The organism is Sodalis sp. RH22, assembly GCF_047324165.1.
In the GTDB taxonomy this organism is placed as follows: Bacteria; Pseudomonadota; Gammaproteobacteria; order Enterobacterales; family Enterobacteriaceae; genus Acerihabitans.
In genome coordinates, this window is record NZ_CP178731.1 from 1,397,064 (window position 1) to 1,415,271 (window position 18,208).

Here is an 18,208-nt window from a genome sequence, read left to right on the forward strand (position 1 = left end):
CACAAAATGAAGTTTGTCTCCTTTAACATCAACGGGCTACGGGCCAGGCCCCATCAGCTCGAGGCCATTATCGAGCAGCATCAGCCCGACGTTATCGGCTTGCAGGAAACCAAAGTGCATGACGATATGTTCCCGCTGGAAGAGGTCTCCCGCCACGGCTACCACGTCTATTACCATGGCCAAAAAGGCCACTACGGCGTGGCGCTGCTGTGCCGCGAACAGCCGCTGGCGCTGCGCCGCGGGTTCGCGACGGACGAGGCCGACGCCCAGCGCCGCATTATCATGGCCGATTTCGCTACCCCGAAAGGCATCCTGACGCTGGTCAACGGCTACTTCCCCCAAGGGGAAAGCCGCGATCATCCGGTTAAGTTTCCCGCCAAGCAGCGTTTCTACCAGGATCTGCAACACTACGTTGAACAACACCACAATGCGCAATCCCTGTTGCTGATCATGGGCGATCTGAATATCAGTCCCACCGACCTGGATATCGGCATCGGCGAGGAAAGCCGTAAACGCTGGCTGCGCACCGGCAAATGCTCATTTTTGCCCGAAGAGCGGGAATGGCTGGGACGTCTGCAGACCTGGGGCCTGGTTGATACCTTCCGCCAGCAATTTCCCGACAGCGCCGACCGGTTCTCCTGGTTCGATTACCGCTCGCGCGGCTTTGATGAAAATCGCGGACTGCGCATCGACCTGCTGCTGGCGTCGCCGTTGCTGGCGCAGACCTGCACGGCCACCGGCATCGACTATGCTATCCGCGCCATGGAAAAACCGTCCGATCATGCGCCGGTCTGGGCGGATTTCACGCTGTGATTGCGCCGTCCCCGGTCATTGAGGTGGTGGCGGCCATTATCGAGCGCGACGGCCGCATTTTGGTGGCGCGGCGGGATGCCCGACGCGATCAGCCGGGCCTGTGGGAATTTCCCGGCGGCAAACAGGAGGCGGGGGAAAGCCAGCAGCAGGCGCTGCGGCGCGAGTTACAAGAGGAGTTGTCTATCGACGCCCAAATCGGCGCGTATATCGGCAGCGAACGCCTTACGCTGCCCGACCGCCATATCCAGCTGCACGCCTGGCACGTGACGGCTTTTAGCGGCAGGATATCGTTACACTGTCACAGTGAAATTGCCTGGCTTCCACCGGCGGTTGCCGCCACCTATGCGCTGGCGCCCGCGGATGGGCCGCTGTTACAGGCTTTTATACGTATACGCAGGCAATAAGGCGCGCGGCCAACGCCGGGCACAGGTATTTTTATGGCCATGCCGGCAGAAAAAATGTGACGGCGTCACAAAATGCCTCAGGCGGCGCCCGCCTGGGGTTTTGGCGTACCGCGGGGCGCGCGCCGGAAGGTTTTTTTGCCTGTCGCGCCGGTATTTCCCTTAGCAGCGGCAGGCGGCAGGCCGCGCAGTGACGGCGGCGCCGGCTGCTGTCGCGCCTGCTGGATAAGACTTTGCAGGGTAGCGGTCAGGGGCTGCATAAAATCCTCATAGCGGCACTGTTTTTCGCTGATTTTGGTCAGGGTCGCCTCCCAATGCGCGGTCATATCCGGGCTGGCGGCGCTGGGCGGCAGGGCATGGATCAGGCCGCGTCCCGTGGGGGTCGAGAGGATATTTCGCCCTTTTTTCACTAAAAACCCGCGGGTAAACAGCAGCTCGATAATGCCGGCGCGGGTGGCCTCGGTGCCCAGCCCGTCGGTGGCCCGCAGGATTTTTTTCAATTCCTTATCCTGCACAAACCGCGCGATACCGGTCATGGCGGACAACAGCGTCGCATCGTTGAACGGCCTCGGCGGCTGGGTCTCGCGGGACACCACTTCCCCCGACTCGCACAGCAGTTCATCCCCTTTCGCCACCACCGGCAGCGGCGTGCCGTCATTTTCCTCGTCGCGCTCCTTGCCGCCCAGCAGCGTGCGCCATCCTGCTTCCGCCAGAAAGCGCGCTTTGGCGACAAACTTGCCGCCGGCAATATCCAGATTGATCACGCAGCGGCGAAACATCGCATCGGCGCAAAACTGCATCAAATATTGCCGGGCCACCAGCGCATACACCTTATGCTCGTTCTCGGTGAGCGTCGTTTTGCCACCGCGGGCGGTGGGAATGATGGCATGATGCGCGTCCACCTTTTTATCATCCCAGGCGCGGTTTTTCTGGTCTTTATCCAGTGTTGCCTGCGTCATGAGGTCCGGCTGGTGGGCCTGGATGGCGTTAAGCACCGCCTGGCGCCCGGCAAAATGTTCTTCCGGCAGGTAACGGCAGTCCGAACGGGGATAGGTAATCAGCTTATGGGTCTCGTACAGGCGCTGGCAGACATCCAACACCTGCTGGGCGCTAAGTCCATAGCGCCTGGCCGCCTCGATTTGCAGGGTTGACAACGAGAACGGCAGCGGCGGCGCCTCGGCTTCCCGCTTATCCTGATACAGGGTTACGCGCGCCGGCTGGCCGGCGATACGGGTAACCACATGATCGGCCAGGGCGCGATGCAGCAGGCGTCCTTCCTCGTCCTGATAGGATTCGCAGGCCTCGCTGGGCACCCACAGGGCGACAAAGCGTTCTTGTGACGGTGTCACAATATGCGCCTTAACCTCAAAAAAGGTTTTCGGCACAAAGTTCTCGATTTCCTCATCACGCTTGACCACCAGCCCCAGCACCGGCGTCTGCACGCGACCCACGGATAATACGCCTTGATAGCCGGCGTTGCGGCCCAGGAGGGTATAAGCGCGGGTCATATTGATGCCGTAAAGCCAATCGGCGCGCGCACGCGCCAGCGCGGAAACGCACAGCGGAATAAATTCGCGGTTTTCGCGCAGACGGGAAATAGCCTTGCTGACCGCCTGCGGATTGAGATCGTTGACCAGACAGCGTTTGGCATTGCGACGTTTATCCCCGCTCAGCGCCAGATAATCCAGCACCTCATCCACCAGCAGTTGGCCCTCGCGGTCCGGATCGCCGGCGTGGATCACTTCCGCGGCGTCGGCCAGCAGCTTTTTCACCACATTTAGCTGTTTTTGCACCGATGGCCGCGGCTGCAGCCGCCATTTTTGCGGCACGATAGGTAAATCGGCCAGCGACCAGCGGGCATAGCGGCTGTCATACGCGTCGGGCTGCGCCTGCTCAAGCAGATGACCGATACACCAGGTCACCACATGGTCCGGTCCGCAGGCTATATAGCCGTCTCCCCGGCGGTGGGGCTGCGGCAGGACATCGGCAATCGCCCGGGCCAGGCTGGGTTTTTCAGCAATAAAAAGCTGCATCGCGCACCCTCTATTTTACTCTTACACACAGGCCGCCAGGGCCGGATCTACGGGCATCAGGATACCACTGTTGGCCAGGCTGCGCCACGCGCCGCCGGCGCGCGGCGCGGGCACATCGCGCAACGCCGGCCCGCCGGGAACGGCTAGAAGTGACGCACGAACGGCTCCGTATCCGGCGCCAGGATAGTGGTGGAGGCTTTCAACTGCGGGGTACCCAAATACAAAAAGCCGACGATCTCATCCTGTTCACGGCAGCCGAACGCTTGTTTCACGGCCGGCGCCGTCGCCCACAGGCCGGTGCGCCAGATGCCGTTGAAGCCTTGCGCCAGGGCGGCCATCTGCATCGCCTGCACTGCGCATCCCGCCGAAATGACCTGCTCCCATCGTGGAACTTTGGTCTGGGTATCGCACCAGGCCAGTACGGCGATAATCATCGGCGCCCTGAACGGCGCCTGCCGGGCTTTTTCAACGCCCTTTTCGTCCAGCCCGGCCTCAAGTGCCGACTGGTGCAGCAGTTCGCTAAAACGCGTACGCCCTTCCCCGTCGATGATGACAAAGCGCCACGGCTGCAGCGCGCCATGATCCGGGGCGCGCATGCCGGCGCGGATAATATTATCCAGGACGTCGCCGGCGGGCGCCGGCTCGGCAAGTCGTGACGCCGAACGCCGGTTTAACAAAAGTTCTAATGCATCCATTACCTTACTCCTGATGGTGGGCACGACCGCTACGGTAACATATGCCCTTGGTTGGAAACAGTATGACGCTTTTTAAGCGGATTTTTTCTTATCTTTAATGCTGACTTTTAGCGGGGGGATCTTTAGGATACCTGACAACACACTCTCATCGGCATTGTGACGACTATTCAGCCATCGTAACGTTGATGGTTAAACGTTGCTGAGTTGATTTTAGATTATGATTCCTGCACACGTAGTTTTTATGGAGCACACATGCGCACATTGTGGCGAATAATATCCGGCCCCTTCAGATGGTGCTGGCGTTTGTTAAATTTCATCCGCGAATTTATCCTGAACCTGTTTCTTATTTTCATTATTGTCGTCTGCGTAGGTATTTACCTGCAATTGCACCGGTCGGCGCCGGAGCCGGGCAAAGGCGCCCTACTGGTGGATCTTACCGGGGTGGTGGTCGAAAAGCCGTCGGTCAATAATAAATTACGGCAAATCGGCCGTGAATTACTGGGCGCATCCAGTAACCGTTTGCAGGAAAACTCATTGTTTGACGTGGTGGATATGCTGCGCCAGGCAAAATCCGATGGCAACATTACCGGCCTGGTGCTTTCGCTGAAGGATTTCGCCGGCGCGGACCAGGCCTCGCTGCAGTATATCGGTAAGGCGCTGCGCGAATTCCGCGACTCCGGCAAGCCGATCTATGCCGCCGGCGACAGCTACAACCAGGCGCAGTACTACCTGGCCAGCTTCGCCAATAAAATCTACCTTACGCCCCAGGGCGCGGTGGATCTTCATGGCCTGGCCACCAATAATCTGTATTACAAATCACTGCTGGATAAATTGAAGGTCAATACCCATATTTTCCGGGTCGGCACCTATAAATCCGCCGTGGAGCCGTTCCTGCGCGATGATATGTCCCCCGCCGCCCGTGACGCCGACAGCCGCTGGCTCGGCCAGTTATGGCAGCACTATGTAGATACCGTGGCCGCAAACCGCCAGATCACGTCTGATCAGCTGTTCCCCGGCGCCCAGGCGATGGTGGCCGGCCTGCGGTCCGTCGACGGCGATACGGCGCAGTTCGCGCTGGCGAATAAGTGGGTCGATACCGTGGCCTCCCGTGTGGCCATCGAAGCGGAAATGACTAAGGCCTTTGGCTGGAACAAGCAAAAAAACGCGTTTAACGCCGTCAGTATTTATGATTACCAGACGCCGCGGCAACCGCAAAAAGGCGGCCAGATTGCGGTAATTTTCGCCAACGGCGCCATTATCGACGGCCCAGAAACCCCGGGGTCGGTCGGCGGCGACACGACCGCCGGCCAGATCCGCGACGCCAGGCTGGATCCCGATGTCAAGGCCATCGTCTTGCGGGTTAACAGTCCCGGCGGCAGCGTCAGCGCCTCCGAGATGATCCGTTCCGAGCTCGAGGCGGCGCGCACCGCGGGTAAACCGGTGGTGGTTTCCATGGGCGGCATGGCCGCATCCGGCGGTTACTGGATTTCCACCCCGGCCAACTACATCATCGCCAGTCCCAGCACCCTCACCGGCTCGATCGGTATTTTCGGCGTTATCAACACCTTCGAGGATTCGCTGGGCAGCATAGGCGTCCATACCGATGGCGTCGCCACCTCGCCATTGGCCGATCTGTCGATGACCAAGGCGCTGCCGCCGGAATTTTCGCAGATGATGCAGCTCAACATCGAGAACGGCTACAAGAACTTTATTACGCTTGTGGGCAAGGCGCGGAACAAATCTCCCGAGGAGGTCGATAAGATTGCCCAGGGTCATGTCTGGGTCGGCAGCGATGCCAAGACCAACGGCCTGGTCGATCAGTTGGGGGATTTTGACGACGCGGTGGCGAAAGCGGCCGAACTGGCGAAATTACAGCAATACTACCTGAACTGGTATCTGGATGAGCCGAGCCTGCTTGATATGGTCATGTCGCAAACCAGCGCCGCGGTTTATGCGCATCTGCCCGTCATGATCCAGGCGTTCCTGCCGGTGCCGGCCGCGCAGGTTTCCGCCCTGTTTTCCACCCAGGCCAACGCGTTTCCGAAATTGAACGACCCCCAGAACCGTTACGCCTATTGCCTTACCTGCGGTGACGTCCAATAACCTGGCCGCCCCAACCGATACCAGCCCCGTCCGGGGCTGGTGTTATTGCCTGCAGGACGTATAATTAGCGTATTATCCCGTCAACGCCTGTCCCTTCATGTCAAAAAAATCCATTTATGTTGCGTATACCGGCGGCACCATTGGTATGCAACGTTCCGAAAACGGTTATATCCCGGTCTCGGGGCATCTGCAGCGTCAGCTGGCCCTGATGCCGGAATTCTATCGCCCGGAAATGCCCGATTTCACCGTGCATGAATACACGCCGCTGATCGACTCCTCCGATATGACGCCCGACGATTGGCAACATATCGCCCAGGATGTCGCGGAAAATTATCATCGCTATGATGGGTTTGTTATTTTACACGGCACGGACACCATGGCGTTCACCGCCTCCGCGCTGTCGTTTATGCTGGAAAACCTGAATAAGCCGGTGATCGTCACCGGATCGCAGATCCCGCTGGAGGAACTGCGATCCGACGGCCAGACCAATCTGCTCAACGCGCTGTACCTGGCGGCCAACTATCCCGTAAATGAAGTCAGCCTGTTTTTTAACAATAAGATGTTTCGCGGCAACCGCGCCACCAAAGCCCACGCCGACGGTTTCGACGCGTTTGCCTCACCCAATTTGCCGCCGCTGCTGGAAGCGGGCATCCATATACGCCGCATGGCCTCCCCGCTGCCGCCCGGGGGCGACGGCGTGCTTATCAGTCATCCGATCACGCCGCAGCCGGTCGGGGTGGTCACGCTTTATCCCGGCATTTCCGCCGATGTGGTGGGCAATTTTTTACGCCAGCCGGTGAAAGCGCTGATCCTGCGCTCCTACGGCGTGGGCAACGCCCCGCAGCACCCGGCGCTGCTGGATGAATTGCGCCAGGCGGTGGCGCGCGGAAGCATCGTGGTCAACCTGACCCAATGTTTTTCCGGCCGGGTCGATATGGGCGGCTACGCTACCGGCAACGCCCTGGCGCGGGCCGGCGTTATCAGCGGATTTGATATGACCGTCGAGGCCACCCTGACCAAACTGCACTTTTTATTGAGCCAGTCGCTGCCGGCCGCCGATATTTGCCGTCTGATGCAGCAAAACCTGCGCGGGGAGTTAACCGTTAAAGAGTGAACGGGAGAGATCTATGAACAGCGCCTTACTGTTGATCGATTTACAAAATGATTTTTGCCCGGGCGGCGCGCTGGCGGTCGCCGAGGGAGACGCGGTGATAAGCGTCGCCAACCAGGCGATGGCCTTTTGCCGCCGGTCGGGTTTCCCGGTGGCGGCCTCGCTGGACTGGCATCCACGCCAGCACGGCAGTTTTGCGGTCAACGCCGGCGCCCGGGTGGGCGATACCGGCATGCTGGACGGTCTCAGCCAGGTATGGTGGCCGGTGCACTGCGTACAGGATACCCCCGGGGCGCAGTTGCACCCGCAGTTGCATCAGCAATGGATTGATAAGAAGATCCTCAAGGGCCGCCAGCCCGAGATAGACAGCTACAGCGCGTTTTTTGATAACGGCCATCGCCAGCAGACCGAGCTGGATGACTGGCTGCGCGCGCTGGATATCACCCATCTGACGGTGATGGGGCTGGCGACCGACTATTGCGTAAAGTTCACCGTGCTTGACGCGCTGTCGCTGGGCTATCGCACCGACGTGCTCACCGAAGGATGCCGCGGCGTCAACCTGGACGCCGGCGACAGCCAAAGGGCGCTGGAGGAAATGCGCCGCCACGGCGCCAGGCTGGTGACCCTGGATGAGATGATGCGCGGCGTCTGAGCGCGAAGCGGCGCCGGCGAAGGATAGGCGTTTCCCGGCATGGTGACGCGGCCGCGCCTGCCGGGATGGCCGCGCTATTCGGGCTTGATACGCGCCACCGGTCGCCCGGTCAGCTCCTCAAGCAGCTCGCGCTTGCTTTTCATCACGATTTGCCCGTCGGTGCCGATGCTCATATGCTCCGGCTGATGATTATGACGCGCCTGCCACAGCATCACCATTTGCAGGCAGTTATCCTTTTGTTCGGCGGTCAGGGGAACGCCGTCGGGCCATTTGCCCAGTTCCACCGCCGTTTTCAGGCGCTGGTAGATGTCAGGCGTCAGGTTAGCCAGTAGCGCATCAACGTCCACGATTTATTCCTTATCATAAGAATAATTAGCTGAATCGATAAAGCTTGCCTCCGCCGGCAGCGATACGCGCGGGTGTGTTACGTGCGAATCAGCCGTCGATTTCTTCGCCATTTTCCTGGTCCTTAAAACGCAGCGAAGCGGAGTTAACGCAAAAACGGGCGCCGCCGGGCTGCGGCCCGTCCGGGAATACGTGCCCAAGATGGGCATCGCAATTGCCGCAGCGGATCTCCACGCGATGCATACCATGGGAGTTGTCGTCCAGATAACGGATGGCGGACTCGTTAACCGGCTCGTAAAAACTCGGCCAGCCGCAGCCGGAGTCATATTTGGTTGCAGAAAAAAACAGCGGCGCGTTGCAGCACAGGCAGTGGTACTGGCCGGTGCGCTTATTTTCCAGCAACTTACCGCTATAAGGCGGCTCGGTGCCCCGCTCCTGCGTGACGTGGCGCTGCATATCGGTCAGATGGTCGGGGACGATGCGATCGGGATCATTTTTAGCCATACGTGCGATTCTCAGGCGGTGAATGAATGATAAGGGTTTTGAACCGGCTTATTATAACAAATAATTAACAACACCGGGATGATTTTTAGCTTAAACTAGAGGGCGAGAAACGACGTGAGCGGTAAGTGTGATGCATATCACATTTAGCTGCCAGGTGCAGTTTAAATGGCGGGCTACGGCCCCCATCTTATTCGTAGCTGTGCGGGCGGCGGAACGGACAATTTACGTTCAAATGGTGTGATTACGTTTGATTTGCAGCAATAATTGACACGATTCCGCTTGACGCTGCGCGAGGTTTTTGTAAGTTTACAAGTAACCTTTTATTCACTAATAATTAGCTGGTGGAATATATGACTATCAAAGTAGGTATCAACGGTTTTGGCCGTATCGGCCGTATTGTTTTCCGTGCTGCGCAGGAACGTGACGATGTCGAAATCGTCGCCATCAATGACCTGTTAGACGCCGACTATATGGCTTACATGCTGAAGTATGATTCAACTCATGGTCGTTTCGACGGTACCGTGGAAGTGAAAGACGGCCATCTGGTTGTAAACGGCAAAACCATCCGTGTTACCGCTGAGAGAGATCCGGCTAACCTGAAATGGGGTGACGTTGGCGTTGACGTGGTTGCAGAAGCCACCGGCATCTTCCTGACCGACGAAACCGCCCGCAAGCACATCACCGCCGGCGCCAAGAAAGTGGTCCTGACGGGCCCTTCCAAGGACAATACCCCGATGTTCGTCATGGGCGTGAACCATAAATCCTATGATGGCCAGGATATCGTGTCCAACGCTTCCTGTACCACCAACTGCCTGGCGCCGCTGGCCAAAGTCCTTAACGATAAATTCGGTATCGTTGAAGCGCTGATGACCACCGTACACGCCACCACCGCAACGCAGAAAACCGTCGACGGCCCGTCCCATAAAGACTGGCGCGGCGGCCGCGGCGCGTCCCAGAACATCATTCCGTCCTCAACCGGCGCCGCCAAGGCCGTGGGTAAAGTTATCCCCGAGCTGAACGGTAAACTGACCGGCATGTCCTTCCGTGTTCCGACCCCGAACGTTTCCGTTGTCGATTTAACCGCGCGCATTGAAAAAAGCGCAACGTATGAAGAAATCTGCGCAGCGATGAAAGCAGCGTCCGAAGGCGAACTGAAAGGCGTTATGGGCTACACCGATGAAGACGTGGTTTCCACCGATTTCAACGGCGAAAAACTGACGTCGGTATTTGACGCCAAAGCCGGCATCGCGCTGAACAAGAATTTTGTAAAATTGGTAGCCTGGTACGATAACGAAACGGGTTATTCCAATAAAGTACTGGATCTGATTTCCCATATCGCCAAGTAATCATTGTCGATAAAGAACGGCTTATGGGGCGACAGCAATGTCGCCCTTTTTATTTGATTCCAATGCTTAACTTCACAAGGCTCATGTATGCATAACTCTGTTTTTGCGTTACCCGTCAAAGAGCAGCTCTCATCCTCCATCAGCTTGCGTCAGATGGATGAACTGCCGGTTATCGTCATCGATCATCCGCGCGTCAAGGCGGCGGTTACCCTGCAGGGCGCCCATTTGGTGGCCTGGCAGCCCGCAGGCGAAGAACCGGTGCTGTGGTTAAGCGACAGCAGCGAATTCAAGGATGGCGTGGCCATTCGCGGCGGCGTGCCCGTCTGCTGGCCCTGGTTCGGCAAGGTAGCCAGTCCCAACCATGGTTTTGCGCGTATCCTGCCCTGGCATCTCGACGTCCATCAGGAAAACGATCAGCAGGTCACCCTGTCCCTCAGCCTGCACGACAGCGCCGTTACCGAGCAATACTGGCCGAAACCCTTTACCCTGACCGCGACATTTGTCCTGGGCCGCACCTGCAGCATCGAACTGGAAGCCAAAGGCGATTTCCAGAACACCGCCGCCCTGCACAGCTATTTTAATATCAAGGATATTAACGACGTCAGCGTAAGCGGACTGGGCAACAGCTATATCGACAAGGTGAACGGCGGCGTTACCGCGCAACAGCAGGGCGACGTCACGTTCAGCGGCGAAGTGGATCGGGTATATACCCACCCGCAGGACATCAGCCTGATTAACGACCGGGGCAATAAACGCGTCATCGAAATCCATCATCACCACTACAGCGACGTGGTAGCCTGGAATCCCGGCGCGGAATTGGCGAAAAAAATCAGCGATATCACGGACGAGGGCTATAAAACCTATGTTTGCGTGGAAACCGCACGCGTCAATAAACCGCTGGTAGCCACGCCGGCCGCCCCCGCGCGCCTGGCGACGGTTATCAGCCTACGTAAAGCCTGACCGCGGCTTACGGCCCCATGGCGGCCAGGGCCGCCCACGCTAAACTGCAGCGAACCTGTTACCGGGAAAGCGTGCCGGTGGGGCCGGGCCGGTCCTCTCGGGTCGTCGCTAAGATCAGACGATATCCAGATGGGTTTTGCGCTGGGGCGCGGGAAACGCGCGATCCAATTCATCAAGGTGCGCCGCGCTCAATACCACCTCCAGCGCCCTGGCATTCTCCTTCACATGCGCCCGGCTTCCCGCCTTGGGAATAGCAATCACCCCCGGACGCCGTATCACCCATGCCAGTAACACCTGGGCCGGCGTAAGCGCCAGTTCGCCGGCGATACGCTGTACCGCCTGATTGTCCATCAACCCGTTACGCAGCTTGCCGGCCTGCGCCAGCGGACAGTATGCCATCACCGGCATTCCCCGTTCCTGGCACCACGGCAGCAGATCGTACTCAATACCGCGCGAGGCCAGATGGTACAACACCTGATCCGTCATACAGGCATCGCCGCCCGGCAGCGACCACAGTTCCTCCATATCCGCCACGTCCAGGTTCGACACGCCCCAACGTTTGATCTTTCCCGCCTGGCGCAGCGTCTCCATGGCGGCGATGGTATCGGACAACGGAATGCCGCCGCGCCAGTGCAATAAATACAGATCAAGATAATCGGTTTGCAGACGGCGCAGGCTGTTTTCGCATGCCGCCTGCGCCTTGGCGCCACCGGCATTCTGCGGATAGACCTTCGACACCAGGAACACCTCTTCGCGCCGGCCCTGTATCGCCCGGCCCACCACGCGCTCCGCGCCGCCGTCGGCGTACATTTCGGCGGTATCAATCAGGCTCAGCCCCAGGTCGAGTCCATACTGCAACGCGCGCGTCTCAGCCTGGATATCGCTGGACCGTTCGCCCATATACCAGGTGCCCTGACCTATCGCGGGCAGGGTATGCCCATCGGGAAAAATCACCTGTTTACTGGCCATAGTTCCTCCTGTTGTATAAAACACCGCGGGCGCACCTGATTGGTGCGCCCGCGCATAAATGCACCCCAATGAAGCATGGTGCGCACCATTTAAAAGCGGTAGGTCATCCCTACCCCGATAAGCGTCGTCGCGCTGGCATTCACCATCGGACTATCTTTCACTTCATCGCTCAACCGGGTATAGCGCGCCATCAGCGAGGCATTCCAGTTTTCGTTCAACGCGTAAACCGCCGTCAGCTCTAGGTACGGCGACCATCCGTCGTCGGCCTGGTATTCCGCTAAGCCGCTGCGCCTGGATTCATGCCGGCTGACGCCATAATAGTAATCGTTCTGGTTATCGCTGGCCCAGTTGGCGCCGATGCCGGGCAACAGGGTCAACCGGTCGAATGTAAAAGGATAAAGATAAGCGAGATCGGCGGTAAATCCATCGCTGTTATCCAGGATATCGCCCAGATAGGATGCGCGAACTATGCCCCATTGCGCCGTATACTTATAGCGCAGCCCCGCCATGGCGGTTCCGCGCCGCTTATCCAACTGCTTCATATAGCCGTAATCATTGTCGCTGGGCTTGAAGCCGAACGGCGAATATTCGGCCGTCAGCGACAGCTGGTTCTGCGCATCCTTCCACAGATAATAGCCGGCGCTCAGGCCTTGCAGGTAGACGCTGTCCCCGTCATAGTTAATGATGGGAAACGGGATTGTTCTGTCGTCGGCGCCTTTATAAGGGCTGGTGGCGTGCAGCGCGGATGCGCCCACGGACCAGGTGCCGGCCATTGCCACCGGGGCGCACAGGCCCAGGGCTACCGCGAGACTCAGTAAGGATAATGGGTGAGTTTTCACAATGGATGCTTCCCGTAGTGTTAAAAAAACGAACAAACCGCAATATAAACGTGAAGTGTAAAGTAAACCAACGCCGTTTGCCGATTATTTACAGAAAAGAACAATTAACGTCTAAATTATATCCTAATTTTATATACACTATGCCAAAATCGGTCCACAGCCCTACAGGCCGCGCCACACAGGGCTTTGGTAAAAAAACGTTAACTGAGTCATTGATATATCTTAAAAAAAGCGGTAACACATAAATGACATTTGCCAGATGCCAACTAAACTTTATTATAGAGAAAGGTTTTTCCTGAGAGCGGTAACAATAAAGTGCAAACAAAGTTGGCATAGTGGTTGCTGTACTTAGGAGAGATCGATTTTTTCAGGAGCACTAAATACTTATCCTAGCTCCTTTTTAACCTGTGCTAATAACGAAGGACGGGCATCGCTATGAACATATTTGACCAGTATCGTCAGCGCTACGAAGCTGCCAAGGACGAAGAGTTCACACTGCAGGAATTCCTTACCATCTGCCGCCAGGATCGCAGCGCATTCGCCAACGCGGCGGAAAGACTGTTAATGGCCATCGGTGAGCCGGTCATGGTCGACACCGCCCAGGAGCCACCGCTTTCCCGACTGTTTTCCAACCGCGTTATAGCACGCTACCCCGCCTTTGAAGAATTTTACGGCATGGAAGAGGCTATTGAGCAAATCGTGTCATATCTCAGGCACGCGGCCCAGGGACTGGAAGAAAAGAAACAGATCCTGTACCTGCTCGGACCGGTTGGCGGCGGTAAATCTTCCCTGGCCGAGCGTCTCAAGGCGCTGATGCAGCGGGTGCCCATCTACATCCTGAGCGCCAACGGCGAGCGCAGCCCGGTCAACGATCATCCGTTATGCCTGTTCAACCCGCAGGAAGACGCCAACATCCTCGAAAAAGAGTATAGCGTGCCGCGCCGCTATCTCGGCACCATCATGTCGCCGTGGGCGGCCAAACGCCTGCACGAGTTCGGCGGTGATATCACCCGTTTTAAAGTGGTCAAGGTCTGGCCGTCCATTCTAGAGCAGATAGCCATCGCCAAGACCGAGCCGGGCGATGAGAACAACCAGGACATCTCCGCCCTGGTAGGTAAAGTCGATATCCGCAAACTGGAGGACCACGCCCAAAACGATCCCGACGCCTATGGCTATTCCGGCGCCCTTTGCCGCTCCAACCAGGGCATCATGGAATTCGTCGAAATGTTCAAGGCGCCGATCAAGGTGCTGCATCCCCTGCTGACCGCCACCCAGGAAGGGAACTATAACGGTACCGAAGGTATCGCCGCGCTGCCGTTCAACGGCATCATTCTCGCCCACTCCAACGAATCGGAATGGGTGCAGTTCCGCAACAATAAAAACAACGAGGCGTTCCTTGACCGTGTCTACATCGTCAAAGTGCCTTATTGCCTGCGGGTTTCGCAGGAAATCAAGATCTACGAAAAACTGTTGGTCAATAGTGAGCTGTCGGAGTCGCCCTGCGCGCCGGGCACGCTGGAAACGCTGGCCCGTTTCTCCATCCTTTCACGGCTGAAAGAACCGGAAAACTCCAGTATCTACTCCAAAATGCGCATCTATGACGGCGAGAGCCTGAAAGATACCGACCCGAAGGCAAAATCCTATCAGGAATACCGTGATTACGCGGGGGTCGACGAAGGCATGAACGGCTTATCCACCCGCTTCGCCTTTAAAATCTTGTCGCGGGTATTCAACTTTGATCACGGCGAGGTAGCGGCTAACCCGGTACACTTATTTTATATCCTGGAACAGCAAATTGAACGCGAGCAGTTTCCGCAGGATATTGCCGAAAAATATCTCGAACATCTCAAGGGTTATTTGATTCCTAAATATGCCGAGTTTATCGGTAAGGAGATTCAAACCGCTTATCTCGAATCCTATTCCGAATATGGTCAAAATATATTTGACCGGTACGTGTCCTATGCCGATTTCTGGATCCAGGACCAGGAATACCGCGATCCTGATACCGGACAGTTATTCGATCGGGAAGCACTGAATGCGGAATTGGAAAAAATTGAAAAACCGGCGGGCATCAGCAACCCGAAAGATTTCCGTAACGAAATCGTCAACTTCGTGCTGCGGGCCCGCGCCAACAATAACGGACGTAATCCTAACTGGACCAGTTATGAAAAATTGCGCACCGTTATTGAGAAAAAAATGTTCTCCAACACCGAAGAGTTGTTGCCTGTTATTTCATTTAATGCGAAAACATCTACCGATGAGCAGAAAAAACATGACGACTTTGTGGATCGCATGATGGAAAAGGGTTATACCCGCAAACAGGTGCGCCTGTTATGTGAATGGTATCTGCGGGTGAGGAAATCGTCTTGATCGCAGTAGCCGACATTGTCGTCACGCCGCCGCATTTGTGCTGCGGCGTGGCTGGCCGTAGTGGCTTATTGTCGAGGATTTCGGCATAAGTAAAGCTGGTGGACAGTGTCGCCCGGAGGAAATATATGGCCTACTTTATTGACCGACGACTTAACGGCAAGAACAAAAGCATGGTGAACCGCCAGCGCTTTTTACGCCGCTATAAGTCGCAAATCAAACAGTCGATTGCCGGGGCCATCAACAAGCGTTCGGTTACCGATATAGAAAGCGGGGAATCGGTGTCGATTCCCAATACTGATATCAATGAGCCTATTTTCCATCAGGGACGTGGGGGCATGCGCCATCGGGTGCATCCCGGCAACGATCACTTTATCCAGAACGACCGCATTGAGCGTCCGCCCGCGGGCGGGGGCGGCGGCAGCGGCCAGGGCAATGCCAGCCAGGACGGCGAAGGCGAGGATGAATTCGTCTTTCAAATCTCGAAAGACGAATACCTCGACCTGCTGTTTGAGGACCTGGCGCTGCCCAATCTGCAAAAAAACCAGCATAAGCAGCTGAATGAGTACAAGACGCACCGTTCCGGCTATACGTCCACCGGCGTGCCGGCCAATATCAGCGTGGTGCGTTCGCTGCAAAACTCCTTAGTGCGGCGCACCGCCATGACCGCCGGCAAACGCCGCAGCATCCGGGAGCTCGAGGAGGAGCTGGCCATGCTCGCCAACAGCGAGCCGGCCCAATTGCTGGAGGAGGAGCGGATCCATAAGGAGATAGCGGAGCTGCGGCAGAAAATCGCCCGGGTACCGTTTATCGATACTTTTGATTTGCGTTATAAAAATTTCGAAAGGCGCGCCGAACCGTCAAGCCAGGCGGTCATGTTCTGTCTGATGGATGTGTCGGGTTCGATGGATCAGGCCACCAAGGATATGGCGAAGCGGTTTTATATCCTGCTGTATCTGTTTCTCAGCCGGACCTATAAAAACGTCGACGTGGTCTACATCCGTCATCACACCCAGGCCAAGGAAGTGGATGAGCATGAGTTTTTCTACTCCCAGGAAACCGGCGGCACCATTGTCTCCAGCGCGCTGAAGCTGATGGAAGAGGTGGTGAAGGAACGTTATGACCCCGCGCAGTGGAATATCTACGCCGCGCAGGCCTCCGACGGCGATAACTGGGCGGACGATTCGCCGCTGTGCCACGAACTGCTGGCCGGCAAGCTATTGCCGATGGTGCGGTATTATAGCTATATCGAGATCACCCGCCGGGCGCATCAAACCCTGTGGCGGGAATATGAAGATCTGCAGGCCAAATATGACAATTTTGCCATGCAGCATATCCGCGATCAGGAAGATATCTATCCGGTATTCAGGGAATTGTTCCATAAACAGGTTAACGAAAGATAAACGCAACTGTAGGTAAATCAGCCAGACTGCGGTTTTATTCTGGCTGATTTAGGTTTTGCCCCGCCCCGTTGCCACAACGCCCGTTGCCAGGTGTAGCTCCCGCCTCAGTGATGCCCTTCGCGGTAGATTTCGATGCGATCCCGGCCGTTTTGTTTCGCCAGATATAACGCGTTGTCGGCTTTTTTAATTAAGCGCTCATAATCGGGATGGCCGTCGAATATGCACAGGCCGACGCTCACCGTCAGGGTGATATTGCCACCGTCCGCCGGCTGGACCGGCCGCTCCGCGATGCGGTTGCGAATAGTGTTCAGTATGGAAACCGCCTGGCTTTCGGACGTTTCCACAAACAGCAGCATAAATTCCTCCCCGCCGTAACGAAAAACATAATCGCTGCTGCGTACGCTCTCATAGAGGGTCACGGCAATTTTTTTCAGCGCCGCATCCCCGGCATCATGACCAAAGCTGTCGTTAATGCTTTTGAAATAGTCGACATCCAGTATGGCGATGACAAACGGCGTGCCGGAGCGCATCGCCAGGGCGATTTCCCGGCGCAGTATGGTGGGAATAAAGCGCCGGTTCAGCAGATTGGTCAGGGGATCTTTGCCATTTTCAAATTTCGCCAGCTCGTCGAACAGCGTCGCCAGCAGCGTGCTGATCTGCTTTACCTGGTTACGCACGGTGCGAAGCAGGGTGTGGCGCAGTTCCGCTACCGCCACCCGATCGGCGCTGTAGGAGGCAATAAACGCGTCGGCGCCGGCCAACAATCCCTCGATGGCGGCGACTTCGTCAACGGATTCAAACACGTGCCGTCCTTTGTGCTGAAACCACAGCCCGAATTCCGCGTCTGCCAGCGGCACGATCTCCGCCAGGGGAAGACCGGTGGCGATGTTGTAGATAAACTGGTTTTCCCAGTTCAGCAACGCCGCAAGCTGGCGCTCCCGTTCGACATGGACGTTGTCGAGAATGGAGAATAAGCGGAAATTCTCCTTGTCCTTGGTGGTATTTTCATGGGACCGGGAATACGCCGTGGTCATGACTTCGATAGCCATATCCATAGCCAGGGATGAAAAGCGCATGGCGTCGTAACATAAGGCCAAATCGGTAATATCGCGCCGCAGAAGGATATAAAGGGATCTTTTGGCACGTCGGGCGCCGCGCGCCACCAGATCAATGGGGATGCCGATGCGGGCATGCACGTCGCCGACCTTACGCTGGACGCTGATCAATGCCGGCAGATCGGCGGCGGAACTGCTCAATACCGCCTTTAGCCATTGAACCAGCGTGGCATGCAGACGATCCTTGACCTGCTGGCTGGAAAGAAATAGCCGGGCGCTATCATCCCCCAGCATATAATCGTAAAAATCGTCCACCAATAAATCAATATCTTCATTGTTCAATGAAATCAATAGCTTATGTGCGGCCTCGCTGGTGATGGCAATCAAATCCTGCCATTCCTTCACGATCAGCATGTCGTAATATTGCCCGTCAAATTTCATCGGAATTTTTATTCAGTAATTCATTATCAGCGGTAATTTATAGTAACATGAATGAAAAACCCAGGCATGCGCCATAGCATGGGCGCTCCATTCAGACCCCATTGTCCAGCCGCCGGCCGATGTCGATGATTATCCCGGCACGGCCATGGCATAAAACCCTTTGCGTCGATT

At 56.8% G+C, this 18,208-nt stretch carries 16 protein-coding genes; 9 read left to right on the forward strand and 7 right to left on the reverse strand.

From position 1 onward, the window contains the following. The first annotated feature begins 6 nt into the window (after nucleotides 1–6). Nucleotides 7–813: an exodeoxyribonuclease III gene (xthA, locus tag ACL2XN_RS06330; RefSeq protein ID WP_410015257.1), complete on the forward strand. Its 807-nt coding sequence runs from the start codon at nucleotides 7–9 to the stop codon at nucleotides 811–813. Next, on the forward strand, nucleotides 813–1,217 hold the full coding sequence (locus tag ACL2XN_RS06335; protein WP_413730950.1) for a pyrimidine (deoxy)nucleoside triphosphate diphosphatase: 405 nt from the start codon (nucleotides 813–815) through the stop codon (nucleotides 1,215–1,217). The genes xthA and ACL2XN_RS06335 overlap by 1 nt, the downstream gene beginning before the upstream one ends. Nucleotides 1,218–1,294: 77 nt before the next feature. Here the strand turns inward: ACL2XN_RS06335 and ACL2XN_RS06340 are convergent, their stop codons facing one another. Then, nucleotides 1,295–3,247 (reverse strand): DNA topoisomerase III, encoded by a 1,953-nt coding sequence (locus ACL2XN_RS06340; protein ID WP_413730488.1) that lies wholly within the window; start codon nucleotides 3,245–3,247, stop codon nucleotides 1,295–1,297. Between the two features lie 143 nt (nucleotides 3,248–3,390). Beyond that, entirely contained in the window at nucleotides 3,391–3,942 is a 552-nt protein-coding gene (locus ACL2XN_RS06345; protein ID WP_410015259.1) for an NAD(P)H nitroreductase, read from the reverse strand. A gap of 252 nt (nucleotides 3,943–4,194) precedes the next feature. On the opposite strand from ACL2XN_RS06345, the gene sppA reads away from it, so the two are divergent. The 3 genes from sppA to pncA all read left to right on the forward strand — a co-directional run bounded on the left by sppA (nucleotide 4,195) and on the right by pncA (nucleotide 7,808). Continuing rightward, a complete protein-coding gene (gene sppA / locus ACL2XN_RS06350; protein WP_413730490.1) occupies nucleotides 4,195–6,045 on the forward strand; it encodes a signal peptide peptidase SppA in 1,851 nt (616 codons plus the stop codon). A gap of 97 nt (nucleotides 6,046–6,142) precedes the next feature. Then, on the forward strand, nucleotides 6,143–7,159 hold the full coding sequence (ansA, locus tag ACL2XN_RS06355; protein WP_410015260.1) for an asparaginase: 1,017 nt from the start codon (nucleotides 6,143–6,145) through the stop codon (nucleotides 7,157–7,159). 13 nt (nucleotides 7,160–7,172) lie between these two features. After that, a complete protein-coding gene (gene pncA / locus ACL2XN_RS06360; protein WP_410015261.1) occupies nucleotides 7,173–7,808 on the forward strand; it encodes a bifunctional nicotinamidase/pyrazinamidase in 636 nt (211 codons plus the stop codon). 74 nt (nucleotides 7,809–7,882) lie between these two features. Here the strand turns inward: pncA and ACL2XN_RS06365 are convergent, their stop codons facing one another. Together ACL2XN_RS06365 and msrB are read right to left on the reverse strand one after the other, a co-directional pair. Next, the gene (locus ACL2XN_RS06365; RefSeq protein WP_410015262.1) at nucleotides 7,883–8,155 is read right to left on the reverse strand and encodes a YeaC family protein; all 273 of its coding nucleotides are present in this window, start codon (nucleotides 8,153–8,155) and stop codon (nucleotides 7,883–7,885) included. 88 nt (nucleotides 8,156–8,243) lie between these two features. Beyond that, on the reverse strand, nucleotides 8,244–8,657 hold the full coding sequence (gene msrB / locus ACL2XN_RS06370) for a peptide-methionine (R)-S-oxide reductase MsrB (protein ID WP_410015263.1): 414 nt from the start codon (nucleotides 8,655–8,657) through the stop codon (nucleotides 8,244–8,246). A 350-nt stretch (nucleotides 8,658–9,007) separates the two neighbouring features. On the opposite strand from msrB, the gene gapA reads away from it, so the two are divergent. Continuing rightward, nucleotides 9,008–10,003 (forward strand): glyceraldehyde-3-phosphate dehydrogenase, encoded by a 996-nt coding sequence (gapA, locus tag ACL2XN_RS06375; RefSeq protein WP_410015264.1) that lies wholly within the window; start codon nucleotides 9,008–9,010, stop codon nucleotides 10,001–10,003. 87 nt (nucleotides 10,004–10,090) lie between these two features. After that, nucleotides 10,091–10,963 carry a D-hexose-6-phosphate mutarotase gene (locus ACL2XN_RS06380; RefSeq protein ID WP_410015265.1) on the forward strand — a complete coding sequence of 291 codons (873 nt, stop codon included), beginning with the start codon at nucleotides 10,091–10,093 and terminating at the stop codon, nucleotides 10,961–10,963. Between the two features lie 114 nt (nucleotides 10,964–11,077). On the opposite strand, the gene ACL2XN_RS06385 is transcribed toward ACL2XN_RS06380, so the two are convergent. Further along, nucleotides 11,078–11,932: an aldo/keto reductase gene (locus ACL2XN_RS06385; protein ID WP_413730491.1), complete on the reverse strand. Its 855-nt coding sequence runs from the start codon at nucleotides 11,930–11,932 to the stop codon at nucleotides 11,078–11,080. 89 nt (nucleotides 11,933–12,021) lie between these two features. After that, entirely contained in the window at nucleotides 12,022–12,771 is a 750-nt protein-coding gene (locus ACL2XN_RS06390; protein WP_410015267.1) for a MipA/OmpV family protein, read from the reverse strand. Between the two features lie 435 nt (nucleotides 12,772–13,206). On the opposite strand from ACL2XN_RS06390, the gene ACL2XN_RS06395 reads away from it, so the two are divergent. Both ACL2XN_RS06395 and ACL2XN_RS06400 read left to right on the forward strand, forming a co-directional pair. Beyond that, nucleotides 13,207–15,141 (forward strand): PrkA family serine protein kinase, encoded by a 1,935-nt coding sequence (locus ACL2XN_RS06395; RefSeq protein ID WP_410015268.1) that lies wholly within the window; start codon nucleotides 13,207–13,209, stop codon nucleotides 15,139–15,141. 125 nt (nucleotides 15,142–15,266) lie between these two features. After that, nucleotides 15,267–16,541 carry a YeaH/YhbH family protein gene (locus ACL2XN_RS06400; RefSeq protein ID WP_410015269.1) on the forward strand — a complete coding sequence of 425 codons (1,275 nt, stop codon included), beginning with the start codon at nucleotides 15,267–15,269 and terminating at the stop codon, nucleotides 16,539–16,541. Between the two features lie 104 nt (nucleotides 16,542–16,645). Here ACL2XN_RS06400 and ACL2XN_RS06405 read toward each other — a convergent pair whose 3' ends face one another. Beyond that, nucleotides 16,646–18,037, reverse strand: a complete 1,392-nt coding sequence (locus tag ACL2XN_RS06405; RefSeq protein ID WP_413730493.1) for a diguanylate cyclase — start codon at nucleotides 18,035–18,037, stop codon at nucleotides 16,646–16,648. Between the last annotated feature and the right edge of the window lie 171 nt (nucleotides 18,038–18,208).